24 protein-coding genes are annotated in these 24,888 nt (G+C 70.4%); 12 read left to right on the forward strand and 12 right to left on the reverse strand.

Annotation, left to right across the window (positions count from 1 at the left end):
• Positions 1-46: 46 nt before the first annotated feature.
• From ABGB14_RS14590 to ABGB14_RS14615, 6 genes are all read right to left on the reverse strand, one after another.
• Positions 47-3,010, reverse strand: coding sequence for an AAA family ATPase (locus ABGB14_RS14590; RefSeq protein ID WP_347644150.1), 2,964 nt, complete (start codon positions 3,008-3,010; stop codon positions 47-49).
• Positions 3,011-3,137: 127 nt separating this feature from the next.
• Positions 3,138-3,572: a GNAT family N-acetyltransferase gene (locus ABGB14_RS14595; protein ID WP_347618320.1), complete on the reverse strand. Its 435-nt coding sequence runs from the start codon at positions 3,570-3,572 to the stop codon at positions 3,138-3,140.
• A 41-nt stretch (positions 3,573-3,613) separates the two neighbouring features.
• Positions 3,614-4,750 carry an acyl-CoA dehydrogenase family protein gene (locus ABGB14_RS14600; RefSeq protein ID WP_347644151.1) on the reverse strand — a complete coding sequence of 379 codons (1,137 nt, stop codon included), beginning with the start codon at positions 4,748-4,750 and terminating at the stop codon, positions 3,614-3,616.
• Positions 4,751-4,752: 2 nt separating this feature from the next.
• The gene (locus ABGB14_RS14605) at positions 4,753-5,658 is read right to left on the reverse strand and encodes a hydroxymethylglutaryl-CoA lyase (RefSeq protein ID WP_347644152.1); all 906 of its coding nucleotides are present in this window, start codon (positions 5,656-5,658) and stop codon (positions 4,753-4,755) included.
• A complete protein-coding gene (locus ABGB14_RS14610; RefSeq protein ID WP_347644353.1) occupies positions 5,658-7,757 on the reverse strand; it encodes a biotin carboxylase N-terminal domain-containing protein in 2,100 nt (699 codons plus the stop codon). The genes ABGB14_RS14605 and ABGB14_RS14610 overlap by 1 nt, the downstream gene beginning before the upstream one ends.
• Before the next feature lie 89 nt (positions 7,758-7,846).
• Positions 7,847-9,415, reverse strand: coding sequence for a carboxyl transferase domain-containing protein (locus ABGB14_RS14615; protein WP_347644153.1), 1,569 nt, complete (start codon positions 9,413-9,415; stop codon positions 7,847-7,849).
• Positions 9,416-9,476: 61 nt separating this feature from the next.
• Here ABGB14_RS14615 and ABGB14_RS14620 point away from each other — a divergent pair, with 61 nt between their 5' ends.
• The 5 genes from ABGB14_RS14620 to ABGB14_RS14640 all read left to right on the forward strand — a co-directional run bounded on the left by ABGB14_RS14620 (position 9,477) and on the right by ABGB14_RS14640 (position 12,937).
• Positions 9,477-10,073: a TetR/AcrR family transcriptional regulator gene (locus ABGB14_RS14620; protein ID WP_347644154.1), complete on the forward strand. Its 597-nt coding sequence runs from the start codon at positions 9,477-9,479 to the stop codon at positions 10,071-10,073.
• A gap of 246 nt (positions 10,074-10,319) precedes the next feature.
• Entirely contained in the window at positions 10,320-10,754 is a 435-nt protein-coding gene (locus ABGB14_RS14625; protein ID WP_347644155.1) for a PadR family transcriptional regulator, read from the forward strand.
• Positions 10,755-11,732, forward strand: coding sequence for an ATP-binding cassette domain-containing protein (locus tag ABGB14_RS14630; RefSeq protein WP_347644156.1), 978 nt, complete (start codon positions 10,755-10,757; stop codon positions 11,730-11,732).
• 2 nt (positions 11,733-11,734) lie between these two features.
• Positions 11,735-12,589: an ABC transporter permease gene (locus ABGB14_RS14635; RefSeq protein WP_347644157.1), complete on the forward strand. Its 855-nt coding sequence runs from the start codon at positions 11,735-11,737 to the stop codon at positions 12,587-12,589.
• 48 nt (positions 12,590-12,637) lie between these two features.
• Positions 12,638-12,937 (forward strand): hypothetical protein, encoded by a 300-nt coding sequence (locus ABGB14_RS14640; RefSeq protein ID WP_347644158.1) that lies wholly within the window; start codon positions 12,638-12,640, stop codon positions 12,935-12,937.
• A 51-nt stretch (positions 12,938-12,988) separates the two neighbouring features.
• On the opposite strand, the gene ABGB14_RS14645 is transcribed toward ABGB14_RS14640, so the two are convergent.
• On the reverse strand, positions 12,989-13,189 hold the full coding sequence (locus tag ABGB14_RS14645) for a hypothetical protein (protein ID WP_347644159.1): 201 nt from the start codon (positions 13,187-13,189) through the stop codon (positions 12,989-12,991).
• Between the two features lie 439 nt (positions 13,190-13,628).
• On the opposite strand from ABGB14_RS14645, the gene ABGB14_RS14650 reads away from it, so the two are divergent.
• Both ABGB14_RS14650 and ABGB14_RS14655 read left to right on the forward strand, forming a co-directional pair.
• Positions 13,629-14,852, forward strand: coding sequence for a hypothetical protein (locus tag ABGB14_RS14650; protein WP_347644160.1), 1,224 nt, complete (start codon positions 13,629-13,631; stop codon positions 14,850-14,852).
• Positions 14,853-15,268: 416 nt separating this feature from the next.
• The gene (locus ABGB14_RS14655; protein ID WP_347644161.1) at positions 15,269-17,488 is read left to right on the forward strand and encodes a thiamine pyrophosphate-dependent enzyme; all 2,220 of its coding nucleotides are present in this window, start codon (positions 15,269-15,271) and stop codon (positions 17,486-17,488) included.
• Positions 17,489-17,586: 98 nt separating this feature from the next.
• On the opposite strand, the gene ABGB14_RS14660 is transcribed toward ABGB14_RS14655, so the two are convergent.
• Entirely contained in the window at positions 17,587-18,285 is a 699-nt protein-coding gene (locus ABGB14_RS14660; protein ID WP_347644162.1) for a M50 family metallopeptidase, read from the reverse strand.
• 34 nt (positions 18,286-18,319) lie between these two features.
• On the opposite strand from ABGB14_RS14660, the gene ABGB14_RS14665 reads away from it, so the two are divergent.
• Genes ABGB14_RS14665 through ABGB14_RS14675 form a run of 3 tightly spaced genes read left to right on the forward strand, consistent with a single transcriptional unit; the run spans position 18,320 to position 20,830 of the window.
• A complete protein-coding gene (locus ABGB14_RS14665; protein WP_347644163.1) occupies positions 18,320-19,204 on the forward strand; it encodes an amidohydrolase family protein in 885 nt (294 codons plus the stop codon).
• A 7-nt stretch (positions 19,205-19,211) separates the two neighbouring features.
• Positions 19,212-19,685, forward strand: coding sequence for a nuclear transport factor 2 family protein (locus ABGB14_RS14670; RefSeq protein ID WP_347644164.1), 474 nt, complete (start codon positions 19,212-19,214; stop codon positions 19,683-19,685).
• Between the two features lie 26 nt (positions 19,686-19,711).
• Positions 19,712-20,830, forward strand: coding sequence for a magnesium and cobalt transport protein CorA (locus ABGB14_RS14675; protein WP_347644165.1), 1,119 nt, complete (start codon positions 19,712-19,714; stop codon positions 20,828-20,830).
• A gap of 18 nt (positions 20,831-20,848) precedes the next feature.
• Here ABGB14_RS14675 and ABGB14_RS14680 read toward each other — a convergent pair whose 3' ends face one another.
• Positions 20,849-21,133, reverse strand: a complete 285-nt coding sequence (locus tag ABGB14_RS14680; protein WP_347644166.1) for a hypothetical protein — start codon at positions 21,131-21,133, stop codon at positions 20,849-20,851.
• A 108-nt stretch (positions 21,134-21,241) separates the two neighbouring features.
• Here ABGB14_RS14680 and ABGB14_RS14685 point away from each other — a divergent pair, with 108 nt between their 5' ends.
• Entirely contained in the window at positions 21,242-21,376 is a 135-nt protein-coding gene (locus ABGB14_RS14685; RefSeq protein WP_347644167.1) for a hypothetical protein, read from the forward strand.
• A 193-nt stretch (positions 21,377-21,569) separates the two neighbouring features.
• On the opposite strand, the gene ABGB14_RS14690 is transcribed toward ABGB14_RS14685, so the two are convergent.
• Positions 21,570-22,364, reverse strand: a complete 795-nt coding sequence (locus ABGB14_RS14690; RefSeq protein WP_347644168.1) for a Clp protease N-terminal domain-containing protein — start codon at positions 22,362-22,364, stop codon at positions 21,570-21,572.
• 80 nt (positions 22,365-22,444) lie between these two features.
• Here ABGB14_RS14690 and ABGB14_RS14695 point away from each other — a divergent pair, with 80 nt between their 5' ends.
• Positions 22,445-22,708 (forward strand): hypothetical protein, encoded by a 264-nt coding sequence (locus ABGB14_RS14695; RefSeq protein ID WP_347644169.1) that lies wholly within the window; start codon positions 22,445-22,447, stop codon positions 22,706-22,708.
• A 214-nt stretch (positions 22,709-22,922) separates the two neighbouring features.
• Here ABGB14_RS14695 and ABGB14_RS14700 read toward each other — a convergent pair whose 3' ends face one another.
• Positions 22,923-23,081 carry a hypothetical protein gene (locus ABGB14_RS14700; RefSeq protein WP_347644170.1) on the reverse strand — a complete coding sequence of 53 codons (159 nt, stop codon included), beginning with the start codon at positions 23,079-23,081 and terminating at the stop codon, positions 22,923-22,925.
• Between the two features lie 208 nt (positions 23,082-23,289).
• Positions 23,290-24,849 (reverse strand): heparinase II/III family protein, encoded by a 1,560-nt coding sequence (locus ABGB14_RS14705; RefSeq protein WP_347644171.1) that lies wholly within the window; start codon positions 24,847-24,849, stop codon positions 23,290-23,292.
• Between the last annotated feature and the right edge of the window lie 39 nt (positions 24,850-24,888).

A 24,888-nucleotide genomic window follows, 5' to 3' on the forward strand; every position in this document is an offset into this window, starting at 1 on the left:
CGAGCCGTGGCGGGCTGGAGCATCCGGCCCGGCCGGACGGGACGACTCACGTCGGAATGTCGAAGAGGCGGAGGCGGTGGGCCGTGGCCGCGGCCTCGCCCCGCGTGGCGACGCCGAGCTTGGCCAGGATGTTGGAGACGTGCACGCTCACCGTCTTGACCGAGATGAACAGCGCCTGCGCGATCTCCCTGTTGCTGCGGCCGTTGGTCACCTCCTGGAGCACCTCCAGCTCGCGAGCCGTCAGCCCCATCGGGTTTCCCTCGCCCGCCGCGTCCGGCCCCGCGAGCCTGGATCTGCGGCCGAAGGCGTCGACCTGCTCCATCAGCGGCCCGGCGCCGAGCCGCTCGGCCAGCTCCCGCGACCGTGCCAGCCGCGCCGCGGCCTCCTGCCGGTCGCCGCACGCGAGCGCGGCCTGGGCCGCGCTCATCAGACACCAGGCCTCGGCGTACGGCTGCCGCAGCCCGGCCCACGCCCGCACCGCCGCGTCCCATGCCTTGAGCTGCCAGGCGGCCGGGTGTTCCCCGGCGAGCACCGCCGCAGCGGCGGGGAAGTGAGGGCCGGTCAGCGCGGCGAACGTGAGCCGGTGCGCCTGCTGGAGCGCCCCGTCGACCTCGAGCTCCTGCGCCAGCGCACGAAGCCGCGGCAGGAAGGGCGCCCCGGGCCGCGCCGGCCCGCCGGAACCTCCGGCGGGAACGGGCGCCGCGACGGAGGCGAAGAGCCGGGCGAAGGCCACCAGCACCGGCCACGAATATCGCGGGCTGGCCAGCAGGTCGCGCTCCTCCAGCGCTCGCCCCGCCGTCTCCACCGCCTCCTCGATCCGCCCGCGCGCCTCGAGCAGCCCTATCTCCCTGCGCAGATGAGGAAGCAGCACCTGGTCCCGGTGGACCCCGCGGGCCAGCACCCTCCGCACCGAGCCCAGCAGCGTCTCGGCCCGGTCGTGCTCGCCCCGCGCCAGCGCGATGTCGGCGGCGAAGCCCTGCAGGCTGGCGCGGTAGGGGGCGGGCGGCGAGAGATCGAGCGCGTGCTCGATCACTTGCAGCGCTTCGTCCCACTGCCCGAGCGACACCAGCGGCTCGGCCAGGTTGATCGACAGGAACGTGCCGGACGTGCGGGCCAGGCCGTAGTGGCCGGCTTCGGCCACGCCCTCGCGGGCGACCCGCGCGGCCCGCTCGTGCCGGCCCGCGCCCTCCAGAGCGTCGGACTCGGAGATCGCGCAGCGCATCAGCGCGTTGTACGCCCCTCCGCCCGACGCGATGGCGCGGGCCTCCCCGAAGGCCCCGAGCTGGTCCTCGATCTCGGAGTAGCCCCAGCGGCCCCAGGCGTAGTCGATCAGGGCGTGGGCCTCGACGTTGGCGTCGCCGACCTCGCGGCTGATCTGCCTGGCGAGCTGGGCGGTGGCCAGACGTTCCGGCAGGTCCTGGGGCCGGTGGAGCATGCGCGAAAGGCTCTCCAGGACCTGGGCGCGCACCTTGCTGGGCTCGTGCGAGGGGACCAGCGCGGCCGCCTGGCGAAGATCGTCGATGTAGCCGGGGCGGCCCAGGTCGTAGCGGGTCAGGCCGCGCTGGCGCAGCGCGTGCGCCGAGTCGATCGGGTCGGTGTCGTGGTCGAGCTCGGCCAGGGCGGCGCCGGCCAGGGCGATGCTGCGCTCGTATTCGCCGGCCAGGTGGGCGACCGTGGCCGTCTGCCGCAGCACGCGGACGCGGACGGCGCCGATGCGCTCGGCCGCGTCGGGCACCTGGTCCCACAGCTCGAGCACTCTGGACAACATCCTGAGCTGCTCGTCGTAGGCGGCGGACTTGCGGGCCGCGGCGGCCGCGTGCCAGGCGCTGACCAGCGCCCACGTGGAGTCGTGGGCGGAGTGCCAGTGGTGGGCCAGCTCGATCGCGCCGCGCGGTGCGGGCAGGATCGACAGGTCGCGCTCCAGCGCCTCGGCGTAGCGGGTGTGCAGGCGGGTGTGCTCGCCGGGGAGGAGGTCGTCGTGGAGCGCCTCGCGGATGAGGGCGTGCCGGAAGGAGTAGCCCTCGCCGTCGACGACCAGGACGTTGCCCGCCACCGCCGGCCGCAGCGCTCCGGAGAGCGCACTCTCGTCAAGCCCCGCGACGGCGCTCAGCAGGTCGTGCTCGATGCGCTGCCCGCCGGCGCTGGCCACCCGCAGCAGCTCCTGCGTCTCGTCGGGCAGCCGCTCGACGCCGGCCAGCAGCAGGTCGCGCAGCGACTCGGGCAGCGCGTGGCCGCCGCTCTCGTCGCTCAGCAGCGCCTCGACGAACAGCGGGTTTCCCTCGCTGCGCGCGTAGATCACGTCCATGTCGGCGGCGGACGGCGCGCGGTCGAGGATGCCGGCCGCCTGCTCGACGGCCTCCTTGCGGGTGAGCCTGCGCAGCTCGATCCGGCTGACCCACTCGACCCTGCTCAGCTCGGCGATGAGCGGGCGCAGCGGGTGGGTGCGGTGCAGCTCGTCGGCGCGGTAGGAGACGACGACGAGCAGCCGGGCCGCGGTGCGCTGGTAGCGGACGAGGAATGACAGCAGGTCGCGGGTGGAGCGGTCGGCCCAGTGCGCGTCCTCCACGACCAGCAGCACGGGACGCTCTTCCGCCAGCCGTTCGAGCAGGCCGAGCACCTGCTCGAACAGGCGCGCCCTGGCCTCCGGCCCGTCCCTGTCCGGCTCGCCGAACTCCGGCAGCAGCCGCGCCAGCCCGCGCGTGGTGCCGCCGGGGACGAGCGCCGCGACTCCGTCACGCCCCAGCTCGCGCACGAGCCCGCGCAGCACGGCGGTGAACGGCGCGAACGGCAGGCCCTCCGTGCCCAGCTCCAGGCACCCGCCGACGAGCACCATGGCGTCGCCGGCCCGGCCGGTGAACTCGTTGATCAGCCGCGTCTTGCCGACGCCGGCCTCGCCGCCGACGAGCACCGTGGCCGACGCCCCGGCCCGCGCCCTGACCAGCGCGTCGCCGAGAACGGCGAGCTCACGGGCACGCCCGACGAACAAGGGGCTCACGGCATGGATGCTCACGTCCCAAGGATGCCATCCGGCGCCGACAGAACGCGCCCGCGGGTGGCGTGATCCCAGGCTCGGCGCGGGGACCTCGCGGACGCGGCTCAGGACCTCGCGGAAGCCCGGGCCCAGCGCGGGACCGGGCTCAGCGCAGGACCTTGCGGAAGAAGGTGGCCGATGCCTCGTAGCCGAGCGCGTGGTAGAACTCCGGCGCCCGCCGGGTCGCCATGGCCACGTAGCCCGCCTCGCGGGAGCGGGCCCACTTCTCGAACTCCTCCAGCAGCGCCCGCCCGATGCCCTGCCGGCGCGAACCGGACCCGACCATGGCCTCCTCGACCCAGGCCACGGGCCCGTTGGCGAACAGCGTGAGGTGCACGAACCCCAGCAGGTAGCCCTGGACCCGCCCGTTCACGACGGCCGCGAGCAGCAGGGCGTCCTTGTTCGCCAGCAGCTCGGGCAGCGCGGAGTCGAAGGCCTCGCGCTCGGGCCTGAAGGTCAGGCCGAACTCACGCGCCAGCGCGAACACCGCGTCCGCGTCGGCCTTCTCCGCCCTCCTGATCAGAAGATCGTCAGCCGTCATGACTGACGACACTAGATCGTCGCACGTTCCTGATGCAAACCTCAGAGATCGCCCAGTCCCAGCCGGCGGGCGATCAGCATGCGCTGCACCTCGCTGGTGCCCTCCCCGATCTCCAGGATCTTGGCGTCGCGGTAGAAGCGCCCGACGGGGAACTCGTTCATGAACCCGTACCCGCCGAAGATCTGCGTCGCGTCGCGCGCGTTGTCCATGGCCGCGTTGGACGAGACCAGCTTGGCGATCGCGGCCTCCTTCTTGAACGGCTCACCGGCCAGCATCTTCTCGGCGGCGTGGTGGTAGGCCAGGCGGGCGGTGTGCGCGCGGACCTCCATGTCGGCGATCTTGAACTGGATGGCCTGGTAGTGGCCGATCGGGTGGCCGAACGCCTTCCTGTCCCTGACGTACTTCAGGCACTCGTCGACGCACCCCTGCGCCAGCCCGACGCTGAGCGCGGCGATCGCGATGCGGCCCTCGTCGAGCGTCTGCAGGAACTGGGCGTAGCCACGGCCGCGCTCGCCGAGCAGGTTGGCGGCGGGCACGCGGCAGTCGGTGAACGACAACTCGCGCGTGTCGGAGGCGTTCCAGCCGACCTTGGAGTACTTCTTCGACACCGTGAACCCGGGCGTGCCGCTCGGCACCAGGATCGTGGAGATCTCCCGCTCGCCGGTGAGCGCGGCCACGCCGACGACGCCGGTGATGTCGGTGCCGGCGTTGGTGATGAACGCCTTCGTCCCGTTGATCACCCACGTGTCGCCGTCGAGCACGGCCGTGGTGCGCATGCCGCCGGGCACGTCGGTGCCGCCGCCGGGCTCGGTCAGGCCGAACGCTCCCAGCATCTCGCCGGCGGCCAGCCTGGGCAGCCAGGTCTCGCGCTGTTCCTCGGTGCCGAACCTGAAGATCGGCATGGCGCCCAGCGACACCGCGGCCTCCAGGGTGATGGCCACGCTGGAGTCGACGCGGGCCAGCTCCTCCAGCGCCACGCAGAGCGCGAAGTAGTCGCCGCCCATGCCGGCGTACTCCTCCGGGAACGGCAGTCCGAACAGCCCCATGGCGCCCATCTGCCGCACGATGTCGTACGGGAACTCCTCGCGCTCGTAGTAGTCGCCGATCACCGGCGCGACCACGTCGCGCGCGAACGCCTCGACGGTTTTGCGGAGCTCTTCGTACTCGTCCTTGAGCATGGTCACCCTTTCGAAAGCGCCTGTACGACGCGGGATGGGCTGGGCCGGCCGAGCAGCTCCGCCAGCCAGACGCTGGTGGACACGAGCTTGCCCAGGTCGAGCCCGGTCTCGATGCCGAGTCCCTGCAACATCCACACGAGGTCTTCGGTGGCGAGGTTGCCGGTGGCGGACTCGGCGTAGGGGCAGCCGCCGATGCCTCCGGTCGAGGCGTCGACGGTGGTCACGCCGGCTTCGAGCGCGGCGAGGGTGTTGCTGAGCGCCTGCCCGTACGTGTCGTGGAAGTGCACGGCGAGCCGCTCGGGCGTGCGGAAGGCGTTGATCAGGGCGGTGACGTGGCCGGGCGTGCCGACGCCGATGGTGTCGCCGAGCGACAGCTCGTGGCAGCCGAGCCCGAGCAGCCGCTCCCCGACCGCGACCACCTGCTTGACCGGCGTCGGCCCCTCCCAGGGGTCGCCGAAGCACATCGACACGTAGGCGCGCACCTTCAGCCCGTTGTCGAGCGCCCGGGCCACGACCGGCTCGAACATGTCGAACTGGCTCTCCAGGCTGCGGTTGAGGTTCTTCGCGGCGAACGTCTCGGTGGCGCTGGCGAAGACGGCGATCTCGTCGGCCTGGAGTTCGAGCGCCCGGTCGAGGCCGCGCATGTTGGGGACCAGCACGGGATAGCGCACTCCTGGCTTCCTGTGCAGCCTGCCGAGCAGCTCACCGGCGTCGGCCAGCTGCGGCACCCAGTCCGGGTGCACGAAGCTGGTCGCCTCGATCACCTTGTGCCCCGCGTCGGCGAGGCGGTGGATGAACTCGGCCTTGACCTCGACGGGCACGATGGCGGACTCGTTCTGCAACCCGTCGCGCGGGCCCACCTCGTAGATCGTGACCTGGTGCGGAAGACCTTCCATCGCGTACGGCATCACGCCTCCCTGTCCCCTCCGGACGACGGCGCTCCCTCACGGTCCATGGCCTCACTCCGTTCGGCGGGTTCGCGGCGGACCACGGCCAGGACGGCGTCCATGTCGACCGGCTGGCCCGCCTGCACGGCCAGCTCGGACACTGTGCCGTCGTGCGGGGCGGTGACCGTGTGCTCCATCTTCATGGCCTCCACGATGAGCAGCGGCTGGCCCTCGCTGACCCGCTCGCCGGGCTGGGCCTTGACCACCAGCACGGTGCCGGGCATGGGGCTGCGCACCGCGCCGTCGCCGGCGGCCGTGGCGCCCGGCCGGTCTCCCGGGTCGCCGATGAGGTGCCGGGTGAGCGCCCACGAGGCTCCGTCCCTGCCGAGCCAGAGCGTGTCGGCGTCGCGCGCGCAGAGATAACGCTCGGTACGGCCGCCGACGGTGACGTGCAGCAGCGCGCCGCCGCGAAGCCCGGAGAGCGCGCCGGCCGGCGTCTCGTCGGTCCGGATGCGCGCCGGCACCGCGTCGCCGTCGATCCGGACCTCGGCCGATTCGCGGGGCAGCCCGCGGACCTGGACCTCGTGCACGCCGTCCCGCGACTCCAGCCGCCAGGTGGTCCAGGCCGGTTCGCCGGTCCGCCATCCGTCCGTGATGTCCCACGGGTCGTCGCCCTGGGGCATGGCGTGGAAGACGAGACCGGCCGCGGCGAGCACCTCGTCGGGCACCTGCGTGGCGGGGACGAGGTCGGGGAGCACGCGCTCGACCAGGCCGGTGTCCAGTTCGCCGGCCGTGACGGCCGGGTGGGCGGCGAGCGCGCGCAGGAACGGGATGTTGGTGACCACGCCGAGCACGGCCGTCCTGGCGAGCGCCCGGTCGAGGACGGCCAGCGCCGTCGCGCGGTCGGGGGCCCAGGCGATGACCTTGGACAACATCGGGTCGAAAGAGGTGCCCACGGCCGCTCCTTCGACCAGCCCCGAGTCGACCCGCACGACCGCCCCGCCGCGCGGCGACGCCGTCGCGGTCTCGCCGGGGGCCGGGTCGCCGGGTTCGCGGAGCGCCAGGACACGGCCGCCGCTGGGCAGGAAGCCGCGGGCCGGGTCCTCGGCGTAGACGCGCGCCTCGACGGCGTGGCCGGTCAGCCGTACGTCGTCCTGCCCGAACGGCATGAGCTCGCCGGCCGCCACCCGCAGCTGCAACTCGACCAGGTCCAGCCCGGTGACCAGCTCGGTCACCGGGTGCTCGACCTGGAGACGGGTGTTCATCTCCATGAAGTGGTAGGCCCCGGTGGTGCCGTCCACGATGAACTCGACCGTGCCCGCCCCGACGTAGCCGACCGCGCGCGCGGCCTCCGCCGCGGCCGCTCCCATGCGGGCACGGGTCTCGGGGCTGACGAAGGGCGAGGGCGCCTCTTCGATGATCTTCTGGTGCCTGCGCTGGAGGCTGCACTCGCGCTCGCCCAGGTGCACGACGTTTCCGTGGGTGTCGGCCATGATCTGGATCTCGATGTGCCGCGGGTTCTCGACGTAGCGCTCGATCAGCAGCGTGCCGTCGCCGAAGGCCGCCAGTGCCGTGCGCCGGGCCGACGCGATCGCCTCGGGCAGCTCGGACGCCGACCGTACGAGGACCATGCCCTTGCCGCCGCCGCCCGCGGACGGCTTGATCAGGGCGGGGAAGTCGCTCCAGTCCTCCACGGAGGCGGGCTCGGCCCGGCCGGGCACCACGGGCACGCCCGCGGCCGCCACCGTGGCCTTGGCCCGGATCTTGTCGCCCATCGCGTCGACGGCGTCGGCGGGCGGCCCGACGAACACGAGCCCGGCCTCGGCGCAGCGCCGCGCGAACGCGGCGTTCTCCGCAAGAAATCCATAACCGGGATGTACGGCTTGCGCCCCCGAGTCGCGAGCCGCCGCCACAATGGCCTCAATATCAAGATATGTCGGCACCTCAAGGGCGATGTCTGCTTCGAGGGTGTGCTTGGCCCCCGCGTCGGACGGCGCGTACACGGCCACCGACGTGATGCCGAGCCCGCGCAGCGTGCGGGCGATCCGCACGGCGATCTCGCCCCTGTTGGCGATCAGCACGCTCGTGAAGCCCTCCTGCGGGCGCTTCGCCCCCCGCACGCACCCCGGCGGCTCGGTGCTTCGCACGCCTTCTCCGCGCGGGGAACTCGCCTGCCGCCCGGTGCTTCGCACGGTTTCCTTCACCTCGCTCACATCCTGAAGACGCCGTAACCGGCGGGCTCGAGCGGCGCGTTGGCCGCCGCGGACAGCGCCAGGCCCAGGACCGTGCGCGTGTCGACCGGGTCGATCACGCCGTCGTCCCAGAGCCTGGCCGTGGAGTAGTACGGGTTGCCCTGGTGCTCGTACTGGGCCCTGATCGCGTCGGGGTCGGCGTCGCCCACGGTGGTGAGGACGTTCGCGGCCTGCTCGCCGCCCATGACCGAGATGCGGGCGTTAGGCCACATCCACAGGAACCTGGGTGAGTACGCCCGCCCGGCCATGGCGTAGTTGCCCGCCCCGAACGACCCGCCGATCACCACGGTGAACTTGGGCACCCGGGCGCACGAGACGGCCGTGACCATCTTGGCCCCGTGCTTGGCGATGCCGCCCGCTTCGTACGCCTTGCCGACCATGAAGCCGCTGATGTTCTGGAGGAAGACCAGGGGGATCCGCCGCTGGTCGCACAGCTCGATGAAGTGGGCGCCCTTCATGGCGGACTCGCCGAACAGGATGCCGTTGTTGGCCACGATGCCCACCGGATGCCCGTGGAGGTGGGCGAACCCGGTGACGAGGGTCGAGCCGTACTCGGCCTTGAACTCCAGGAAACGCGACCCGTCGACGATCCTGGCGATCACCTCGCGCACGTCGTAGGGCTGGCGGGTGTCGGCGGGCACGATGCCGTACAGGTCGCGCGGGTCGTACCGGGGTGGCTCCGGCTTCGTCGTCGTCCACGGCCGCTCGGCGCGTGGCGCCAGCGTGGAGACGATGTCGCGGACAATGGCCAGCGCGTGCGCGTCGTCCTCTGCGAGGTGGTCGGTGACGCCGCTGACGCGGGCGTGCAGGTCGCCTCCGCCGAGCTCCTCGGCCGTGACCTCCTCGCCGGTGGCGGCCTTCACCAGTGGCGGGCCGCCCAGGAAGATCGTGCCCTGGCCGCGGACGATCACCGCCTCGTCGCTCATCGCGGGCACGTAGGCGCCGCCGGCCGTGCACGAGCCGAGCACGGCGGCGATCTGCGGGATGCCGCGGGCGGACATCGTGGCCTGGTTGTAGAAGATGCGCCCGAAATGCTCGCGGTCGGGGAACACCTCGTCCTGCCGGGGCAGGAACGCCCCGCCTGAGTCGACCAGGTAGGCGCAGGGCAGGCGGTTGTGCAGCGCCACCTCCTGCGCGCGCAGGTGCTTCTTGACGGTGACCGGGTAGTAGGTGCCGCCCTTGACGGTGGCGTCGTTGGCGACGATCACGCACTCGCGCCCGGAGACCCTGCCGACGCCGGTGATGATGCCCGCCGCCGGCGCCTGGTCGTCGTAGAGGCCGTTCGCGGCCAGGGGCGACAGCTCCAGGAAGCGGGAGCCGGGGTCGAGCAGGCCGTCGACGCGGTCACGCGGCAGCAGCTTGCCCCGCTCGACGTGGCGCCGCCGCGACCGCTCGGGACCGCCGAGGGCCGCCGCCGCGAGCCGTTCGAGCAGCTCGGCGGCGAGCCGCTCGTTGTGCTCGGCATGTCGTTTGTACGCCTCCGCGCCGGGCTCAGCCGCCGACTTCAGCACCGGCCACTCGTTCATGAGTCCCCTCCCATGGCTGGGATGTTAGTCATCATTAACCTAATCGTCTAGCATGTGAGACGTGAGCACCGTCTCTCCACCTACCCGCAATCGCGGCAACCGGCGCGCGGAGATCCTGGAGGCGGCGGCCCGGCTGTTCGCCGCTCGCGGCTTCCACGGGGTCTCGATCGAGGACATCGGGGGCGCGGTCGGCATCTCGGGGCCCGCTCTCTACCGGCACTTCAGCGGCAAGGACGCGCTGCTGTCGGAGATGCTGCTCGACGTCAGCTCGCGGCTGCGCGAGTCGGCCGTCGCGGTCGCCACCTCCTCCCCAGGCCCTGCGGAGACGCTGGACGCGCTGCTCAACGTGCAGATCACGTTCGCGATCGAGCAGCCGGCCCTGATCACCGTGCACGACAGGGAGCTGGGCAACGTGCCCGAGCCGGCGCGCCGGCAGATCAGGCGGCTGCAGCGCCTCTACGTCGAGGAGTGGGTGACCGTGCTGGCCGAGCTGCACCCCGCCTGCCCGGCCGCGCGCCTGCGCGCCGCGACGCACGCGGTCTTCGGCCTGCTCAACTCGACGCCGCACAGCGCCGGCGAGCTGCCCGCGCAGGAGATGCGGCCGCTGCTGCACGCGATGGCGAGGTCCGCGATCGAAGCCTCAGTTAGCGCTCGCTAACTTTCTCCGACTTACTGGACATACCCTTGCTCATGCCAACTATCTAGATATATCGTCACGCTATCTCGATAGGTTGGAGGCAGCATGCGCGAGAACGACTTCTGGAATGCGCCGCCGCCCGTCCCCCCGCCAGGGGCGCCCGGGCCCGGAGCCTTCCCACCCGGCCCACCGCCACCATCCCCGCCACCGCCACCACCACCGCCACCGTTCGGCGCGGGGCCTGGGTGGGACACGCCCCCGCCGAGGGTGCGCAGGGGTGACGTCAGGGCGGCCCTGCTCGCCCTCCTCCACGAAGGGCCGCAGAACGGCTACCAGCTGATCCAGGACATCGAGGAGCGCAGCGGCGGCGTGTGGCGGCCCAGCCCTGGATCGGTCTACCCGGCGCTCCAGCAGCTCGAGGACGAAGGGCTGGTGGTGGCGGACGAAGCGGGCGGGAGCCGTACGTACCGGGTGAGCGAGCAGGGGCGCGCGCAGGCGGCCCGGCACGCCGGCGAGGCGCCGTGGGAGGAGGTCGCCCGCACCGTGCCGACCGGCCACCACGAGCTGCGCCTGCTCTGGGCCCAGCTCAGCGAGGCCTTCTCCCACCTGGCCAGGACGGGCAGCGACCGGCAGGTGGCGGAGGCCAAGAAGCTGATCAAGCAGACCCGCAGGTCCGTCTTCCAGATCCTCGCGGAGGGCTGAATGAACGAGAACGCGGCGGTGGCCGTGCAAGGGCTGCGCAAGTCGTACGGCAAGGTCGACGCCGTCAAAGGCGTGGACTTCGAGGTGCGTCCCGGCGAGGTGTTCGGCTTCCTCGGCCCCAACGGCGCCGGCAAGACCACCACCATCAGCATGCTCTGCACCCTGGTGAACCCGACCGGCGGCGCCGCCACCGTCGCGGGGCACGACGTGGTGCGGGAACGTGACGAGGTGCGCAGGAACATCGGCCTGGTCTTCCAGGACCCCACCCTCGACGGCTACCTGAGCGCCGAGCAGAACCTGCGGTTCCACGCCGAACTGTACGGCGTGCCGAAGAGCCTGGTCGGCGACCGGATCCGGCAGGTGATGGAGATGGTCGCGCTGTGGGACCGCAAGGACGCCAAGGTGATGACGTTCTCCGGCGGCATGAAGCGGCGGCTGGAGATCGCCAGGGGCCTGCTGCACTCGCCGCGGGTCCTGTTCCTCGACGAGCCGACCGTCGGCCTCGACCCGCAGACCCGCTCGGCCATCTGGGGCTACATCAACCAGTTACGGCTCATGGAGGACATCACCATCTTCATGACCACGCACTACATGGACGAGGCCGAATACTGCGACAGGATCGCGATCATCGACCATGGCGAGATCGTCGTCATCGACTCGCCCGAGGCGCTCAAGGCCAGCGTCGGCAAGGACCGCGTGCAGATCCAGACCGCCGACGACACCGCGGCGATCGAGGCGCTGCGGGAGCGGTTCGGGCTGGAGGCGGCCGTGCGCGAGGGCGCGGTGACGTTCGCCGTGCCGTCGGGTGAGGAGTTCGTGCCCCGGCTGTTCGCCGAGCTCGGCATGCCGATCCGCTCGGTCAGCGTCTCCCGGCCGTCGCTCGACGACGTGTTCATGTCCTACACCGGCTCCACGATCCGCGACGCCGAGGCCGGCGGCGACACCATGGCGTGGATGCGTGCGATGGCGAGGCGGTAGTCATGGCGGCAGAGACCATCAGTGTCCGGGTGCCGGCCCGCAGCGCCGGTCACGATCTCCGGGCCATCAAGATCGTGCTCCATCGGGAGATGTTGCGCTTCGTCAACGACCGCACCCGCATGTTGTCGATGCTCATGCAGCCCGTGTTGTGGCTGTTCGTCATGGGCACGGGCCTGGGCTCGCTGGTGCAGGGTTCGATCCCCGGGATCGACTACCGCACGTTCATGTTCCCCGGCATGATCTCCATGACCGTGATCATGACGGGCATGTTCTCCGCCGGGTCCATCGTGTGGGACCGCGAGTTCGGGTTCCTCAGGGAGATGCTCGTCGCGCCCGTGTCGCGCGGCGCGATCGTGGTCGGCAAGTGCCTCGGCGGCGCCATCGTGGCCACCGGGCAAGGCGTCGTGATCCTCGCCATGGCGGGGCTGGTGGGCGTGCCCTACTCCCCCTCGCTGTTCCTCACGCTGCTGGCGGAGATGTTCCTGGCGGCGTTCACGATCACGGCCTTCGGGGTGATGCTGGCCGCCCGGATGAAGAACATGCAGTCCTTCTTCGGGCTGATGCAGATGGCGATCATGCCGATGATGTTCCTGTCGGGGGCGATGTTCCCGCTGGCCAACCTGCCTTCGTGGCTGCACGTGCTGACCGTGGTCAACCCTATGACGTACGCGGTGGATCCGATGCGGCAGGCGGTCTTCTCCCATCTGGACGTGCCGGCCCAGGTGAACGCGGTGCTGAACCCGGGGGTGACGTGGTTCGGCCAGCAGGTGCCGGTGCTGCTGGAGCTGGGCGTCGTGGCCGCGCTCGGAGCGGCGCTGCTCGGCGTGGGCATCGCCCAGTTCAGGCGGGCCGAATAGGACTGATTTTCGTATCCGACTGCGGCCGATCGCTCTGAGGCCGCGCGGATGGAGCTGCAGATCGACAAGATCTACCAGCGGCTCGACTCGCACGAGGCCCGGTTCGACCGTCTCGAGGCGTTCATGGGCAAGCAGGCCCGTGAGATCGACGACCGGTTCAAGGCGGTGGACGAGCAGTTCAGGGCCATGGACGAGCGCTTCACAGCCGTGGACGACCGGTTCAAGGCGGTGGACGACCGGTTCGAGGCCGTGGACCGGCGATTCGACGCCGTCGACAGTGACATCGCGGACATCAAGTCCCTTCTTGTCCGCATCGACGCCAAGCTGCCCGGCCAGCAGCCCAACTAGGCCGAGACCGGTGCGGCCCCGGGGCGGTGTGCCCCGGGGCCGCTCCCCAGCTCAGGCGGTCACCGTCGCACCCGGACGTAGTCCGAGGCCGCTGGTGTCGCCGTGGGCGTCGTCGTCACCGCGGAAGACGAACCTCCAGTGACCCGACCGCCGGGCTTTGGCCTTGGTGTAGAGGCGGCCGCTGTCGCTGGACCAGGTCGTCTTCACGTACTGCCACGAGCGCGAGCCCAGCGGCTTGAAGTACAGCGACACCCGGCCCTGGTACCCAGGAGCCCTCGTCGGCGATCTGCAGCAGACCCCTGATCACCGTGCACGACATGGACGACAGCTAATGTCTGAAATCGTGGGCGTCTTGTCCTTGTGTCTGCGCAGACCGCCATTAGAGGGTTCTGAGGGGATGCAATCGCTGGCTGGTGTCGCCCCTAACCCTGCGGAACGCCATATCTGGGTGACGCGGCTCTGAGGTCGCCCGCCCTTCTTCCTCGCGGCGGCGATGGAGGGGGAAGATCACGGTAATATTCGGACCGCTTTCACCAGCAAGAGCCAGCGCATGACAGGTGATGGCTCCTGCGATCCCATTACCAGTCTCATTGAGGCGCTGCAGCTCGATGTTGTTCGTGTGACAACGCAGAAGTCCCCGACCTTCGAGCTGGAGGGCCGACCTTGCCGGAACTCACAGGAGGATTCAACCATGGCAGAGAAATCCTACTCAGAATGGAGAGAGTGGTCCGGAGAGATCCAGCTTGCTCGCACCAGCGATTGGCCTTGGCCCTCGCGTGGCATCAATGTCAACCACTCCGAGCTCGCCGGACTGGCGGCCGACATGCAAAGGTCATCAGATTATTTTGACACCTCCGAGCCGACACCATGGAGCTACCAGACCAGCGTAATCCTCTGGAAAAGCGGCGCTACCCCCGGACCGGACTTCGGACACAGCAGCACGTTTCAGTTTCAACTAGAGAACCTTGACTCCTCCCCCTTGGCCAAACAAGCTTATCAGGACTCTCTCCTGCCCGGTTCTTGGCGAACCATTTCAAGAATGCAGCTCGATCTGGCGAAGGTGATCGACGTACTAGCCGATGCGGGACGGGAATTCCACTGGCAATACAGCAATATCGGCGGCATGCTTGCCACCACTTCAGCCAACTACACTGCCGCCGAAGAAGCATTTATGGAGAATAAAGATCTACTGCTGAACACGACCAGCGGGGGCGGCACCTATACATGCGAGGAAGTTCTGGTCGACCACATGGAAGAAAACGAGGACGTTTCGCCCAACGACTACTCGGTCATCAAGAAGTTTTTTGATCGGAGCGCTCCGGAAGACTTGATCTTCAACGCGGATGTGCTCCGTAAAGTCGCCAACCAGTTCGAGAAAAAGGTGGATCAGCTCGAGGGTTTCGCTCTCCGCGCGTCCAAGGCGTTGCCGGAGGAGATGGGTGAGCTCATCGGGGAATCCATGCGCAAGTTCCACGGATCCGCGCAAGCGCTGGCTTACGTCGCCGGTCAGACCAGCGACGTGTGCGATTCGTTCGGCATCAGTTTCAAGAACCACAAGCAGAGCTTCGAAAACGTCACGGAGAGCTATGACGTACGTTTCCGGCCGGACGAGCTGTGGGCCGACCTGACGGGCGATGCCCACGACAAGGCCAGAGATCACCTACGCGAGTTCAACCGGATGGTGGTCTACGAACACGGACAACTGCCGGGCAAGCTGCACATCATCCTGCCACGGCTTCCGGGGATCTACGGAGATACGACGATCGATGCGCTCCGAGAAGGCAGGCTTGATTCGGGGAGGGACCCGATCGAACATTCCTATGAGGTGCTCCGAGATCATGATAGGCGTCCACCGTTCGCGGAGGGGCCTTATTACGAGAGCCCCTACATGTATTGGTCCGACGACGCGGAATGAGATCACCTGGGAGTGCTCGGCCGTTGTCGGCCCCTCCGGAAGCCCACCTCGACGCGTCACGAGCCTGTCGGCTTTTGTGGAGTCCACGGTCCTGGGCGGGCCGTCGCGTGTCGCCGCGGGGACGCCGGTTCCACCGGCCCGGAGCCGGGCTCGTTCCTGGTGTCGTTCGAGGTGAGGGGTCCGGCACTCGGGCGAGGCAGCCGGTCGGCGCGGGCGGGTGGTAGGACCGGCCGCCTCGGTGGCGAACCTGGTCCCGACCGCGGCTTTGGAGACGCCGATCAGGAGGCTGGAGGCGATGCTCACCCTGGCGATGACGGGGCTTGAGGCGCCGTCGATGTGCCGGCCGCCGAAACCGGTCCACGACATGTCGCCGGCGTCCAGCAGACGGCGGCGCCGAACAAAGACATAATCGAGTTGTGGCGCGCGACACAGTTGAGACTCATTTCACCCAGGCCGTGGCGATGCTTGAGGCGGGCCCCGCCCGAGATCCCGCACAGCCGGTCCGCGACGGCGTCGCCCTGACCGGCGAGCGGTGCCGCACCCTGTTCCACCGCCAGCTCGACAGCCGGCTGCTCGACGTCGCGGCCCGCTGGCTGCGCGCGCAGGACGAGGGCTACTACACGATCGGCTCCGCCGGTCACGAGGGCAACGCCGCCGTCGCCGCCGCCCTGCGGCCCGGCGACCCCGCCCTGCTCCACTACCGCTCCGGCGCCTTCTACCTCACCCGGTCGGAGCAGGCCGGGCGGCTGCCCGAGCAGGGCATCCGCGACGTGCTGATGGGCCTGACCGCAGCGGCCGACGAGCCGATCGCGGGCGGCCGGCACAAGGTGTTCGGCCATCCCGACCTGGCCGTCATCCCGCAGACCTCCACGATCGCCAGCCACCTGCCCAGAGCCGTCGGCGTGGCGTTCGCGATCGAGCGGGCGCGGGCCCTCGGCGTCAGGTCCGCATGGCCGGAGGACGCGGTCGCCGTCTGCAGCTTCGGCGACGCCTCGATCAACCACGCCAGCGCCCTGTCCGGCTTCAACACCGCCTCCTACGCGACCTACCAGGGGCAGGCGCTGCCCCTGCTGTTCGTGTGCGAGGACAACGGCATCGGCATCAGCGTCCGCACCCCCAAGGGATGGGTGGAGACGGCCGCGCGGCGCCCGGGCATCGCCTACTTCGCCGCCGACGGATGCGACCTGGCAGAGGCCTACGACGTGGCCGTCCGCGCCGCCGAGCACGTACGCGAGCACCGCTCCCCCGCGTTCCTGCACCTGTCGGCCGTGCGGCTCATGGGGCACGCCGGCTCCGACGTCGAGTCGGCCTACCGTACGCAGCGCGAGATCAAGGCCGACCTCGCGCGCGACCCGCTGCTGCGGACGGCGGCGCTGCTCGTCGAGGCCGGGCTGGAGACCCCTGAAGGGCTGCTCACCACGTACGAGTCCGCCCGCGAGCACGTGCTGCGGATGGCGATGGAGACGACGCGCAGCCCGCGCCTCGGCTCGGCCCGCGAGGTCATGGAGCCGATCGCGCCGCGCGACGCCGAACTGATCGCCAGGATCAGCCCGGTGGCGGCCACCGGCGAGGCCAGGGAGAAGGCGTTCGCCGGTTCGCTGCCGGAGAACGAGCAGCCGCTGACGCTCTGCCAGTCCATCAACCGCACGCTCGCCGACGCGCTGACCGTCTACCCGGAGATGACGGTGCTCGGCGAGGACGTCGCCAAGAAGGGCGGCGTCTACGGCGTGACCAGGGGGTTGCAGAAACGTTTCGGGGCAGGGCGGGTGTTCGACACGCTGCTCGACGAGCAGGCCATCCTGGGGCTGGCGCTCGGCTCCGGCGTGTCGGGGCTGCTGCCGGTGCCCGAGATCCAATACCTCGCCTACCTGCACAACGCGCTCGACCAGATCCGTGGGGAGGCGGCCACGCTGTCGTTCTTCTCGCGCGGCAACTACACCAACCCGATGGTGGTGCGGGTGGCCGGTTACGCCTACCAGAAGGGGTTCGGCGGCCACTTCCACAACGACAACGCGGTGGCCGCGCTGCGCGACATCCCAGGGCTGGTCATCGCCTCACCGTCGCGCCCCGACGACGCCTCGGCCATGCTGCGCACCTGCCTGGCGGCGGCCCGCACGTCCGGGTCGGTCTGCGTCTACCTCGAGCCCATCGCGCTCTACCACACGCGTGACCTGTTCGAGGCGGGCGACGGCGGTTGGCTGGCACCTTACGCGCCGCCCGGTCGCTGGGCCGAGACGCACGTCCCCGTCGGGAGTGCCCGCTCCTACGGCGACGGGCGCGACCTGACGATCGTGACGTTCGGCAACGGGGTGCGCATGAGCCTGCGCGCCGCGGTCCGGCTCACCCAGGAGGGCTACGGCTGCCGCGTGCTCGACCTGCGCTGGCTGGCGCCGCTGCCGATGGACGACCTGCTGCGGGCCGCGGAGCTGACCGGCAACGTGCTGATCGCCGACGAGACCCGCCACTCGGGAGGCGTGTCGGAGGGCGTCGTGGCCGAGCTGCTCGACGCCGGGTTCACCGGGTCGATCGCCCGGGTCACCTCATCCGACAGCTTCATCCCGCTGGGCGGGGCGGCCGACCACGTGCTGCTGTCGGAGGAGGAGATCGAGCAGGCAGCGCGCAAGCTACTCGGTTGAGCGCGCCACCGCGCCCCGCACGCACACGGGCTTCGACCAGGCAGCACGACACTCCCTGCCATGAGGCTCGCAAGGGAGTTCAGTGGGGATATGCCAGCCTAAAGGGGATTCATGAGGTAGGCGGCGAACGCCACGGACGCGAGTGACACCAGCAGGAAGAAGAACACGTAGAACCCGCCCGGCAGGATCGTCAGCCGGGCGAGCTGGTCGGCGTCGGAGTCACGGGCCTGGCGCCGGTGCCGCTTGCGCTGCAGCTCGATGATCGGGCGGATCCCGCCGAACAGCAGGAACCAGACCGCCACCAGGGCCACGACCTGCTGCACCTCGGCCGGCGCGTACATGATCAGGGCGAACACCGCGCCGCCGGTGGCCAGCAGGATCAGGGCGCCGTACAGGTTGCGGATGAGCAGCAGCATGCAGACCAGGAACAGCAGCACGACCCAGATCAGCAGCGTGATGCGGCCCTGCTCGGTCAGCCACGCCGCGGCCAGGCCCAGCAGCGAGGGCGCGAGATAGCCGGCCAGCGCGGTCAGCACCATGCCGGGACCGGTGGGCCTGCCCCTGGTCAGGGTGACGCCCGAGGTGTCGGAGTGCAGACGGATGCCTTCGAGCTTGCGGCGGGTGGCCAGCGCCATCAGCGCGTGGCCGCCCTCGTGGGCGATCGTGATCAGGCCTCTGGACAGCTGCCAGGGCAGCCGGAAACCGACGAGCACGAGCGCGGCGAGAGCCGAGACCGCCACGACCCAGGGGTCGGGGTCGGGCTGAACCTCGATCAGGTGGGCCCAGAACTTGTCCATCGAGGGAAAACCCTATCCAGGTAAAGTCCTTTCCGTGGCCACGGAACGACATTCTGACGCGGAGGTGCCGGACTGGTGGCGGGGCCTCGGTTTGCCCGGCCTGATCGACCTGCACGTCCACTTCCTGCCCGACCGCATGCAGCGGCGGGTCTGGCACCACTTCCGCCACGGCGGCCCGCTGGTGGGCGACGGCTGGAAGATCGAGTACGAGTGGCCGGCGGAGGAGCGGCTGGCGCGGCTGAGGGAGATGGGTGTGCGCACGTTCCCCGCCCTGGCCTACGCCCACAAACCGGACATGGCCGCCGATCTCAACAGCTGGACCCTCGACTTCGCCCGCCGTACACCGGAATGTCTCCCGTCGGCGACCTTCTACCCCGAGCCTGGAGTCGGGGACTACGTGCGCCGCGCGCTCACGGACGGCGCCCGGATCTTCAAGGTGCACCTGCAGGTCGGCGGGTTCGACCCGCGGAGCGAGGACCTGGACGAGGTGTGGGGGCTGCTGGCGGAGGCCGGAGTGCCGGTGGTGACGCACGCCAGCTCGGTGCCCGTCCCCGGAGGTCACGTCGGCGCCGAGCCGATCGGTCAGGTGCTGCGCCGCCATCCCGGGCTCCGGCTGGTGATCGCGCACCTGGGGATGCCGGAGTACGACCCGTTCTTCGAGCTGGCCGGACGTTACGAACGGGTCGCGCTGGACACCACGATGGCGTTCACCGACTTCGCCGAGCGCGGCATGCCGTTCCCCGCCCGGCTGCGGCCCGCCCTGCTTGATCTCGGGCTCGCGGGGAAGGTGGTGCTCGGCAGCGACTTCCCGACCATCCCGTACTCCTACGCGCACCAGCTCGACGCGCTCGCCCGGCTCGACCTCGGCGACGCCTGGCTCAGGGCCGTGTGCTGGGACAACGGCGCGGACATGATCTGATGGGAAAGTGAACGATCGGCACGTGGCGCTCATCAGCGCCTTCTACGACGCTCTGGGGCGGGCGGACTTCGCGTCCATGGAGAGCTGCTACCACCCCGAGGTCAGTTTCGGCGACCCCATCTTCCAGGAGGTGGAGGGGCGCGAAAGGGTCATGCGGATGTGGCGGCTGCAGCTCGGCGTCCGCGACGGGCTGAAGTCCGCCTATCGTGACGTGACGGCGGACGACCACAGCGGCGCCGCGCACTGGACGGCCCGCTACACGTTCTCGCGCACGGGACGCGAGGTCGTCAACGAGATCGACGCGCTGTTCAGGTTCGAGGACGGCCTGATCGTCCGCCACCACGACGAGTTCGACTTCAGGCGCTGGTCGAAGATGGCGCTGGGCAGGCCGCACGGGCTGCTGTTCGGCTGGACGCCCATGTGGCGCAAGTCCATCAGGGACCGGGCGGTGCAGCAGCTCGACGAGTTCAGGCCCGCGTAACCGTCGGGAAGGCCGTTGGGAGGGGCATGGCCAGGGTCAGAGGCTTCAGGCGTGGCACGGACGCGCGCGAGGAGGCGCCCGAGCTCTCCATGGACCCGCGCGCTTCGGAGGAGCCGCCCGACCGGCCGACCGTCATCGACAACGCGATCTACCGCGACGGCGAGCGCGTCGGCAACCCGGGCTCGCTCGCCGACGCCTTCGAACGCCTCAAGCAGGAGCCGGGCAGCATGGCCTGGATCGGCCTCTACCGGCCGAAGGAATGGGAGCTGGTCAAGCTCGGCGAGGAGTTCGAGCTGCACGAGCTGGCGCTGGAGGACGCCATCGTCGGCTCCCAGCGGCCCAAGGCCGACCGATACGGCGACACGCTGTTCGTGGTGCTGCGGGCCGCACGCTACCTCGACGACGTGGAGGAGGTCGCGTTCGGGGAGCTGCACTTCTTCGTCGGCCCCAACTTCGTGATCACCGTACGCCACGCGGAGGCCCCCGACCTGCACGGTGTGCGCCGGCGTATGGAGTCCGACCCCGACCTGCTGCGGCAGGGCCCGCAGGCCGTGCTCTACGCCATCCTCGACACCATCGTCGACGGCTACGCGCCGGTGGTGGCCGGGCTGCAGAAGGACATCGAGGAGATCGAGGTCCAGGTCTTCGGCGGCGACCCCTCGGTCTCCCGCCGCGTCTACGAGCTGTCAGGCGAGGTGATCGAGTTCCAGCGGGCCACGGCGCCGCTGGTCGGGATGATCCACGGGTTCATCGCGGGAGCGGCGAAATACGGCGTGACCAGCGAGCTCGAGAGCTATCTGCGTGACGTGGCCGACCACGCGATCACGGTGGCGGAGCGCATCTCGTCCTTCCGGCAGACGTTGCAGAACATCCTCATCGTCAACTCGACGCTCGTCACGCAGGCGCAGAACGAGGAGATGGCGAGGATGACGGAGGCGAGCATCAGGCAGGGCGAGGAGGTCAAGAAGATCTCCGCCTGGGCCGCCATCCTCTTCGCGCCCACCCTGGTCGGCACCATTTACGGGATGAACTTCGACGTCATGCCCGAAACCCACTGGGCGTTCGGCTACCCGTTCGCCATCCTGCTCATGGCGGCGGTCTGCCTGGTGCTCTACACCGTCTTCAAACGCCGCGACTGGCTCTGACCGGCAACTCGATCCCGTTCAGGCCGGGCAACTCCGGACGAGCCTGCGGGAGCGCAGGGTCTCGTCCAGCTGACGGACATGGGTGGTATCCGCCCACGGATTCGGCCGGGCTCGTGCTTGCCGGATCTCGTCGGTGAGCCGGACCGAAATGTGCTGCCCGGTGATGCCTACGGCTTCCGTGAGCTCGGCCACCGCCCCGGGGACCTCCTTCGCCTGGGCCAAGGCGGAGACATATCGAACGAGCACGAGCCCATGGCGTCTCTCGTACTTCGGGTCGATGCCCGCCAGAAGCTGCTCGGCCAAGATCAGCGCACTTCCGCTTCCAGGCCCGGGCGCTGGGACCGGACGGCATCCCGGCCATCACCGACCCCAGCAAGCCGCCGGCCACCTGGACCTGGCTGCCATGTCCGTGTGCCGACAGCCCGCAGCCTCGACATCTCAGAGGACACCCGCGTCCGGATCCGCTCCTGCACCGACCTGGCCCAGCTCGAAACCTGGCTCACTCGGGCGGCCACCGCCCAAACCCTTCAGGACCTGTTCACCTGAGCACGCCCCGCTTCTCATCTGCTCTGAGTGGAGGCCATCGGCATCCCGGCAGAGTTGTGAGAGTCGCCACCGGATCCCGGAGGGCGGCTCACCATGTTGCCGCGATCACGATGCCGACCACGACCACGGAGACGATGGCGACGCGCAGCGCGGCGAGCGTACGCTTCCGGCCGGTGGTGATCATTTGTGGTCCTCAGGCGTCCGTGCCGAGGCGCTCTTCCAGTCGTTCGAGGCGCTGGACGAACGGCTGGAGCTCCTGACGGATCGCAGCCGCCAGTCTCGCCTGCACGGCGGACTCGCCCGCCGCCTGCCCGGCCGGGGGCGCGGGGGCGTCCTGCTGGGCCTGGGCGCGCAGGTGGACGTATCCCGCGAGGGCAGCCACCACCGCGCGCCGGGTGAGCCGGGGCTCGGCGCCCAGCCCGCGCAGGACCTGGCCGGCGATCCCGTCGGGCTCGGTGACGAGGCCGAGCAGAAGATGCTCACAGCCGACGTAGTTGTGGCCGAGGGAGGTGGCCTCAGTGACGGTGAACTCCAGGGCGTTGGCGGCCTCCGTGCTCAGCGCCAGCGGCGCGGCGCCGTCCGTGGCCGTGGCGGCGCTCTCAGGCCGCCGGGCCGGTCGGTGGCGGGACAGGTCGCGCCCGACCTGCTCTGGGTCGATTTCCATGGCGCGAAGCACATGCAGCGCCAGGTTGGCGCCGTCGGCCAGCATGCCGGCGAGCAGGTGCTCGGTGCCGACGCTGGTGGCCCCGTCGGCTCTGGCCGCCTCCTGGGCCAGCTTGACCGCCACGACACGAGTCCTGGGAGTGAGGTGGGCCAGCGCTCCGGTCGGCTCGTCGAGGTCCTGGGGGACCAGGGCCATCTCCCTGATGGCGGTCACCCGGCGCACCGCCTGCTCCAGGGCGCGCTGGCAGATCGCCGACACCGGGACGCCGGCCTGCTTGACGGCCTCGGCGAGATCGTCAGGGAGGTACACATTGATCTTAGGCATACCCCCACTCTAACCCCAATGGGGTGCCATACGCCAACAGCATAGTCGCGCCCGATATCCGACACCTCATGGAGGAGGTCATGACGTCCACCGACTGGCCCGTCTACAGCCCCTTCGCCCGCGAGCACTCCGGCCGCGGCCTCGCAGAAGGTCGCATCAAAGGCAGGGCGGAAGGCAGGGCGGAGCAAGCCGCCACGTCAGTGTTGCTCGTACTGGAAGCCCGTGGTTTCGACGTACCGGAAGACGCCCGCGCCCGGATCATCTCCTGCACCGACCTGGCCCAGCTCGAGGCCTGGCTCGAACGCGCGGCCACCACGCAGACCCTTCAGGATCTGTTCACCTGAGCCCTTGTCCTTGAGGCGAAGACCAGTCGTCAGCAGTCCGGCGAACCGGCGTAGGCCGCCGCTCCTACCTGGGGCGGCGGCTTGTCACGTTTGCGATCACACGAGCGATGACGGCCCGCGTACTTCAGAGCGCGGTGCTGCCGTACGTCGGCCGAGGGCGCAGCGGCCGCACCACCAGGTGGAGGAAACCGTGACGCCGGTGGATCGAGGCGCGTCAGGCGCGGGAGATGTGGCGCATGCCGAAGCCGGTCTGGAAGGCTCGGGCCAGTTCCCTGGCGGACACCGTGTGGCGTCCCTTGGCCAGGGTGGCCTGGCCGGCCTGATGCGCCACGCTCGGCACACCCAGCCAGCCGGTCATGCCTGCCGCGGTCATGGCGACCACGGCGGTGCCTTGTCTGATCCCTTTTCTCACCTGTGCCCCCAACATGCACGCCGCGCGAACTGGTGAGGAATCTGGAGGCGGCCGTCCTTGATCCGTCCTGAGCTCGTCCTTCTCCCGACTACGGTGCCGGAGAAGGGCTTGAGGTCCAGGCCCGGTCGCGCGGCATGTGGAGGAGGAGCGCAGCTCGGCTGGTCGAGGATCAGCCACACTGGCTGTACGGCGGCTGGAGGGTGACGGGGCCGCCGGGCGTGCGCACGGTCAGCGAGCCGTCGGAGCGCGACAGCGAGGGCTCGGCGACGCCGGGCACGATCACGGTCAGCACGCGGGCGGTCTCGGGAGACAGCACGGTGACGACCTCCGACGTGCGCAGGTAACCGGGCGAGATCAGGCCCGGGCGCACCGCCTGGCCGGCGCCGGGGAACTGCAGCAGCGTCACGTGGAAGTCCCCGTCACCGAGCACGATCGTCCCCTCGCGCCGGGACACGAGTCTGAGGGAGGGGTCGAAGTGCCACAGACTGCGCAGGGCGCCCGAAGGCACGGAGTCGTGCACGGCCATCAGATCCGGGTTGTGGCAGACGAGGACACGCCGGGTCCTGGGCACCCCGTAGGCGTCGTCGGCCAGCTCGAAGGACTGGCGCGACGGCCCGATCGCGGAGCTCACCAGGCGCGTGGCGGTGCCGGGGCGGAAGGTCCCGGAGACGACCGGCACGTTGTGCGCCTCCGGCGAGCGGGTCCACTGCGCGTACCCGGTGTGCTCGTAGGAGTGGAAGCCGGCCTCCACCAGGATCCGCCTGCCGTGGGCGTTGTAGGTGACCCCCAGATGGTCCTCGTGCCCGTGCAGCCGCCGCCCGGGACCGAACCTGATCGAGTAGTGGGCGGAGGCGGCGTCGTCCCACGCGGTCCTGCCGAAGACGTAACCGCCGTCGAACACCCGCACCACCGGCCCTTCGCAGGGGAAGCCGACCGCGCGCACGTCGGCGGGCCCGTCGCCGATCGGGACGAGGCGGCCGTCGGGCTGGGTGGCGTGCGCGACGTACGCCTCCAGCGCCGCCCGCCTGGCGACCAGCCGCGCGGGCGGTTCCGCGCCGCTCTCGCGGATCGCCCGCAGGGCCACGCCGAGCCTGCGGTGCACGTACAGGCCGTAGCGGGGGGCCTGCTCGTGCAGCACGCCCTGCGCGTCGATGGCCAGCTCGGCCGAGGCGGTCATCCTGCGCACGGCGAGGTCCCGCCACCGGGTCCGCCCGAGCCGGCAGCCGACGGCCAGCAGCGCGATGTCCTGGTCCAGGCCGTGGTTGTGGCCCTCGCGGTAGAGCGCCGGGTCGGCCAGGAGTTCACCGTGCGCGGCCAGGGAGTCCCACAACCAGCGGGCGCGCACGTGCTCGCTGAGGCACACGAGCACGGGCGCGCGCAGCGCGACCGCGTGCTCGGCCCACGCCCACGGGCTGACGCCCTGGCCGCCGCGCGGGTTCGCGCCGGCCCAGTGGCCGACCAGGGTGCGGGCGCGGTCGAGGTAGGCGGGCTCCCCCGTCCGCTCGTACTCGGCGACCAGGCGGCCCAGCCAGCGCAGCGTGTGCAGGTTCAGCGCCCACGAGCGGTTGCCGTGCGGGTTCGCGGCCCAGTCGACGTCCGTGCCGAGCTCGACGGCCGGCTGCCCGGCGAACCTGACCAGCCCGCGCATCACCTCCTCCACCTTGATCACGGGAAACTGGTCGCTCAGGCAGATGGCCCTGCCTGACGTGGTGCGGGCACGCCGGAACACGTCGTGGCTCCTGTGAGAGGGCGCGCGAGACCCGCGCGC

This window comes from Nonomuraea sp. B10E15, from assembly GCF_039871615.1.
In the GTDB taxonomy this organism is placed as follows: Bacteria; Actinomycetota; Actinomycetes; order Streptosporangiales; family Streptosporangiaceae; genus Nonomuraea.

Excerpts from the sequence above, each read along its gene's own strand:
- ABGB14_RS14695 (WP_347644169.1), top strand. The coding sequence starts at position 22,445 with ATGACGTCCACCGACTGGCCCGTCTACAGCCCCTTCGCCCGCGAGCAC.
- ABGB14_RS14595 (WP_347618320.1), bottom strand. The coding sequence starts at position 3,572 with ATGACGGCTGACGATCTTCTGATCAGGAGGGCGGAGAAGGCCGACGCG.
- ABGB14_RS14700 (WP_347644170.1), bottom strand. The coding sequence starts at position 23,081 with ATGACCGCGGCAGGCATGACCGGCTGGCTGGGTGTGCCGAGCGTGGCG.
- ABGB14_RS14660 (WP_347644162.1), bottom strand. The coding sequence starts at position 18,285 with ATGGACAAGTTCTGGGCCCACCTGATCGAGGTTCAGCCCGACCCCGAC.
- ABGB14_RS14605 (WP_347644152.1), bottom strand. The coding sequence starts at position 5,658 with ATGCCGTACGCGATGGAAGGTCTTCCGCACCAGGTCACGATCTACGAG.
- ABGB14_RS14640 (WP_347644158.1), top strand. The coding sequence starts at position 12,638 with ATGGAGCTGCAGATCGACAAGATCTACCAGCGGCTCGACTCGCACGAG.
- ABGB14_RS14600 (WP_347644151.1), bottom strand. The coding sequence starts at position 4,750 with ATGCTCAAGGACGAGTACGAAGAGCTCCGCAAAACCGTCGAGGCGTTC.
- ABGB14_RS14635 (WP_347644157.1), top strand. The coding sequence starts at position 11,735 with ATGGCGGCAGAGACCATCAGTGTCCGGGTGCCGGCCCGCAGCGCCGGT.
- ABGB14_RS14690 (WP_347644168.1), bottom strand. The coding sequence starts at position 22,364 with ATGCCTAAGATCAATGTGTACCTCCCTGACGATCTCGCCGAGGCCGTC.
- ABGB14_RS14650 (WP_347644160.1), top strand. The coding sequence starts at position 13,629 with ATGGCAGAGAAATCCTACTCAGAATGGAGAGAGTGGTCCGGAGAGATC.
- ABGB14_RS14630 (WP_347644156.1), top strand. The coding sequence starts at position 10,755 with ATGAACGAGAACGCGGCGGTGGCCGTGCAAGGGCTGCGCAAGTCGTAC.
- ABGB14_RS14675 (WP_347644165.1), top strand. The coding sequence starts at position 19,712 with ATGGCCAGGGTCAGAGGCTTCAGGCGTGGCACGGACGCGCGCGAGGAG.
- ABGB14_RS14615 (WP_347644153.1), bottom strand. The coding sequence starts at position 9,415 with ATGAACGAGTGGCCGGTGCTGAAGTCGGCGGCTGAGCCCGGCGCGGAG.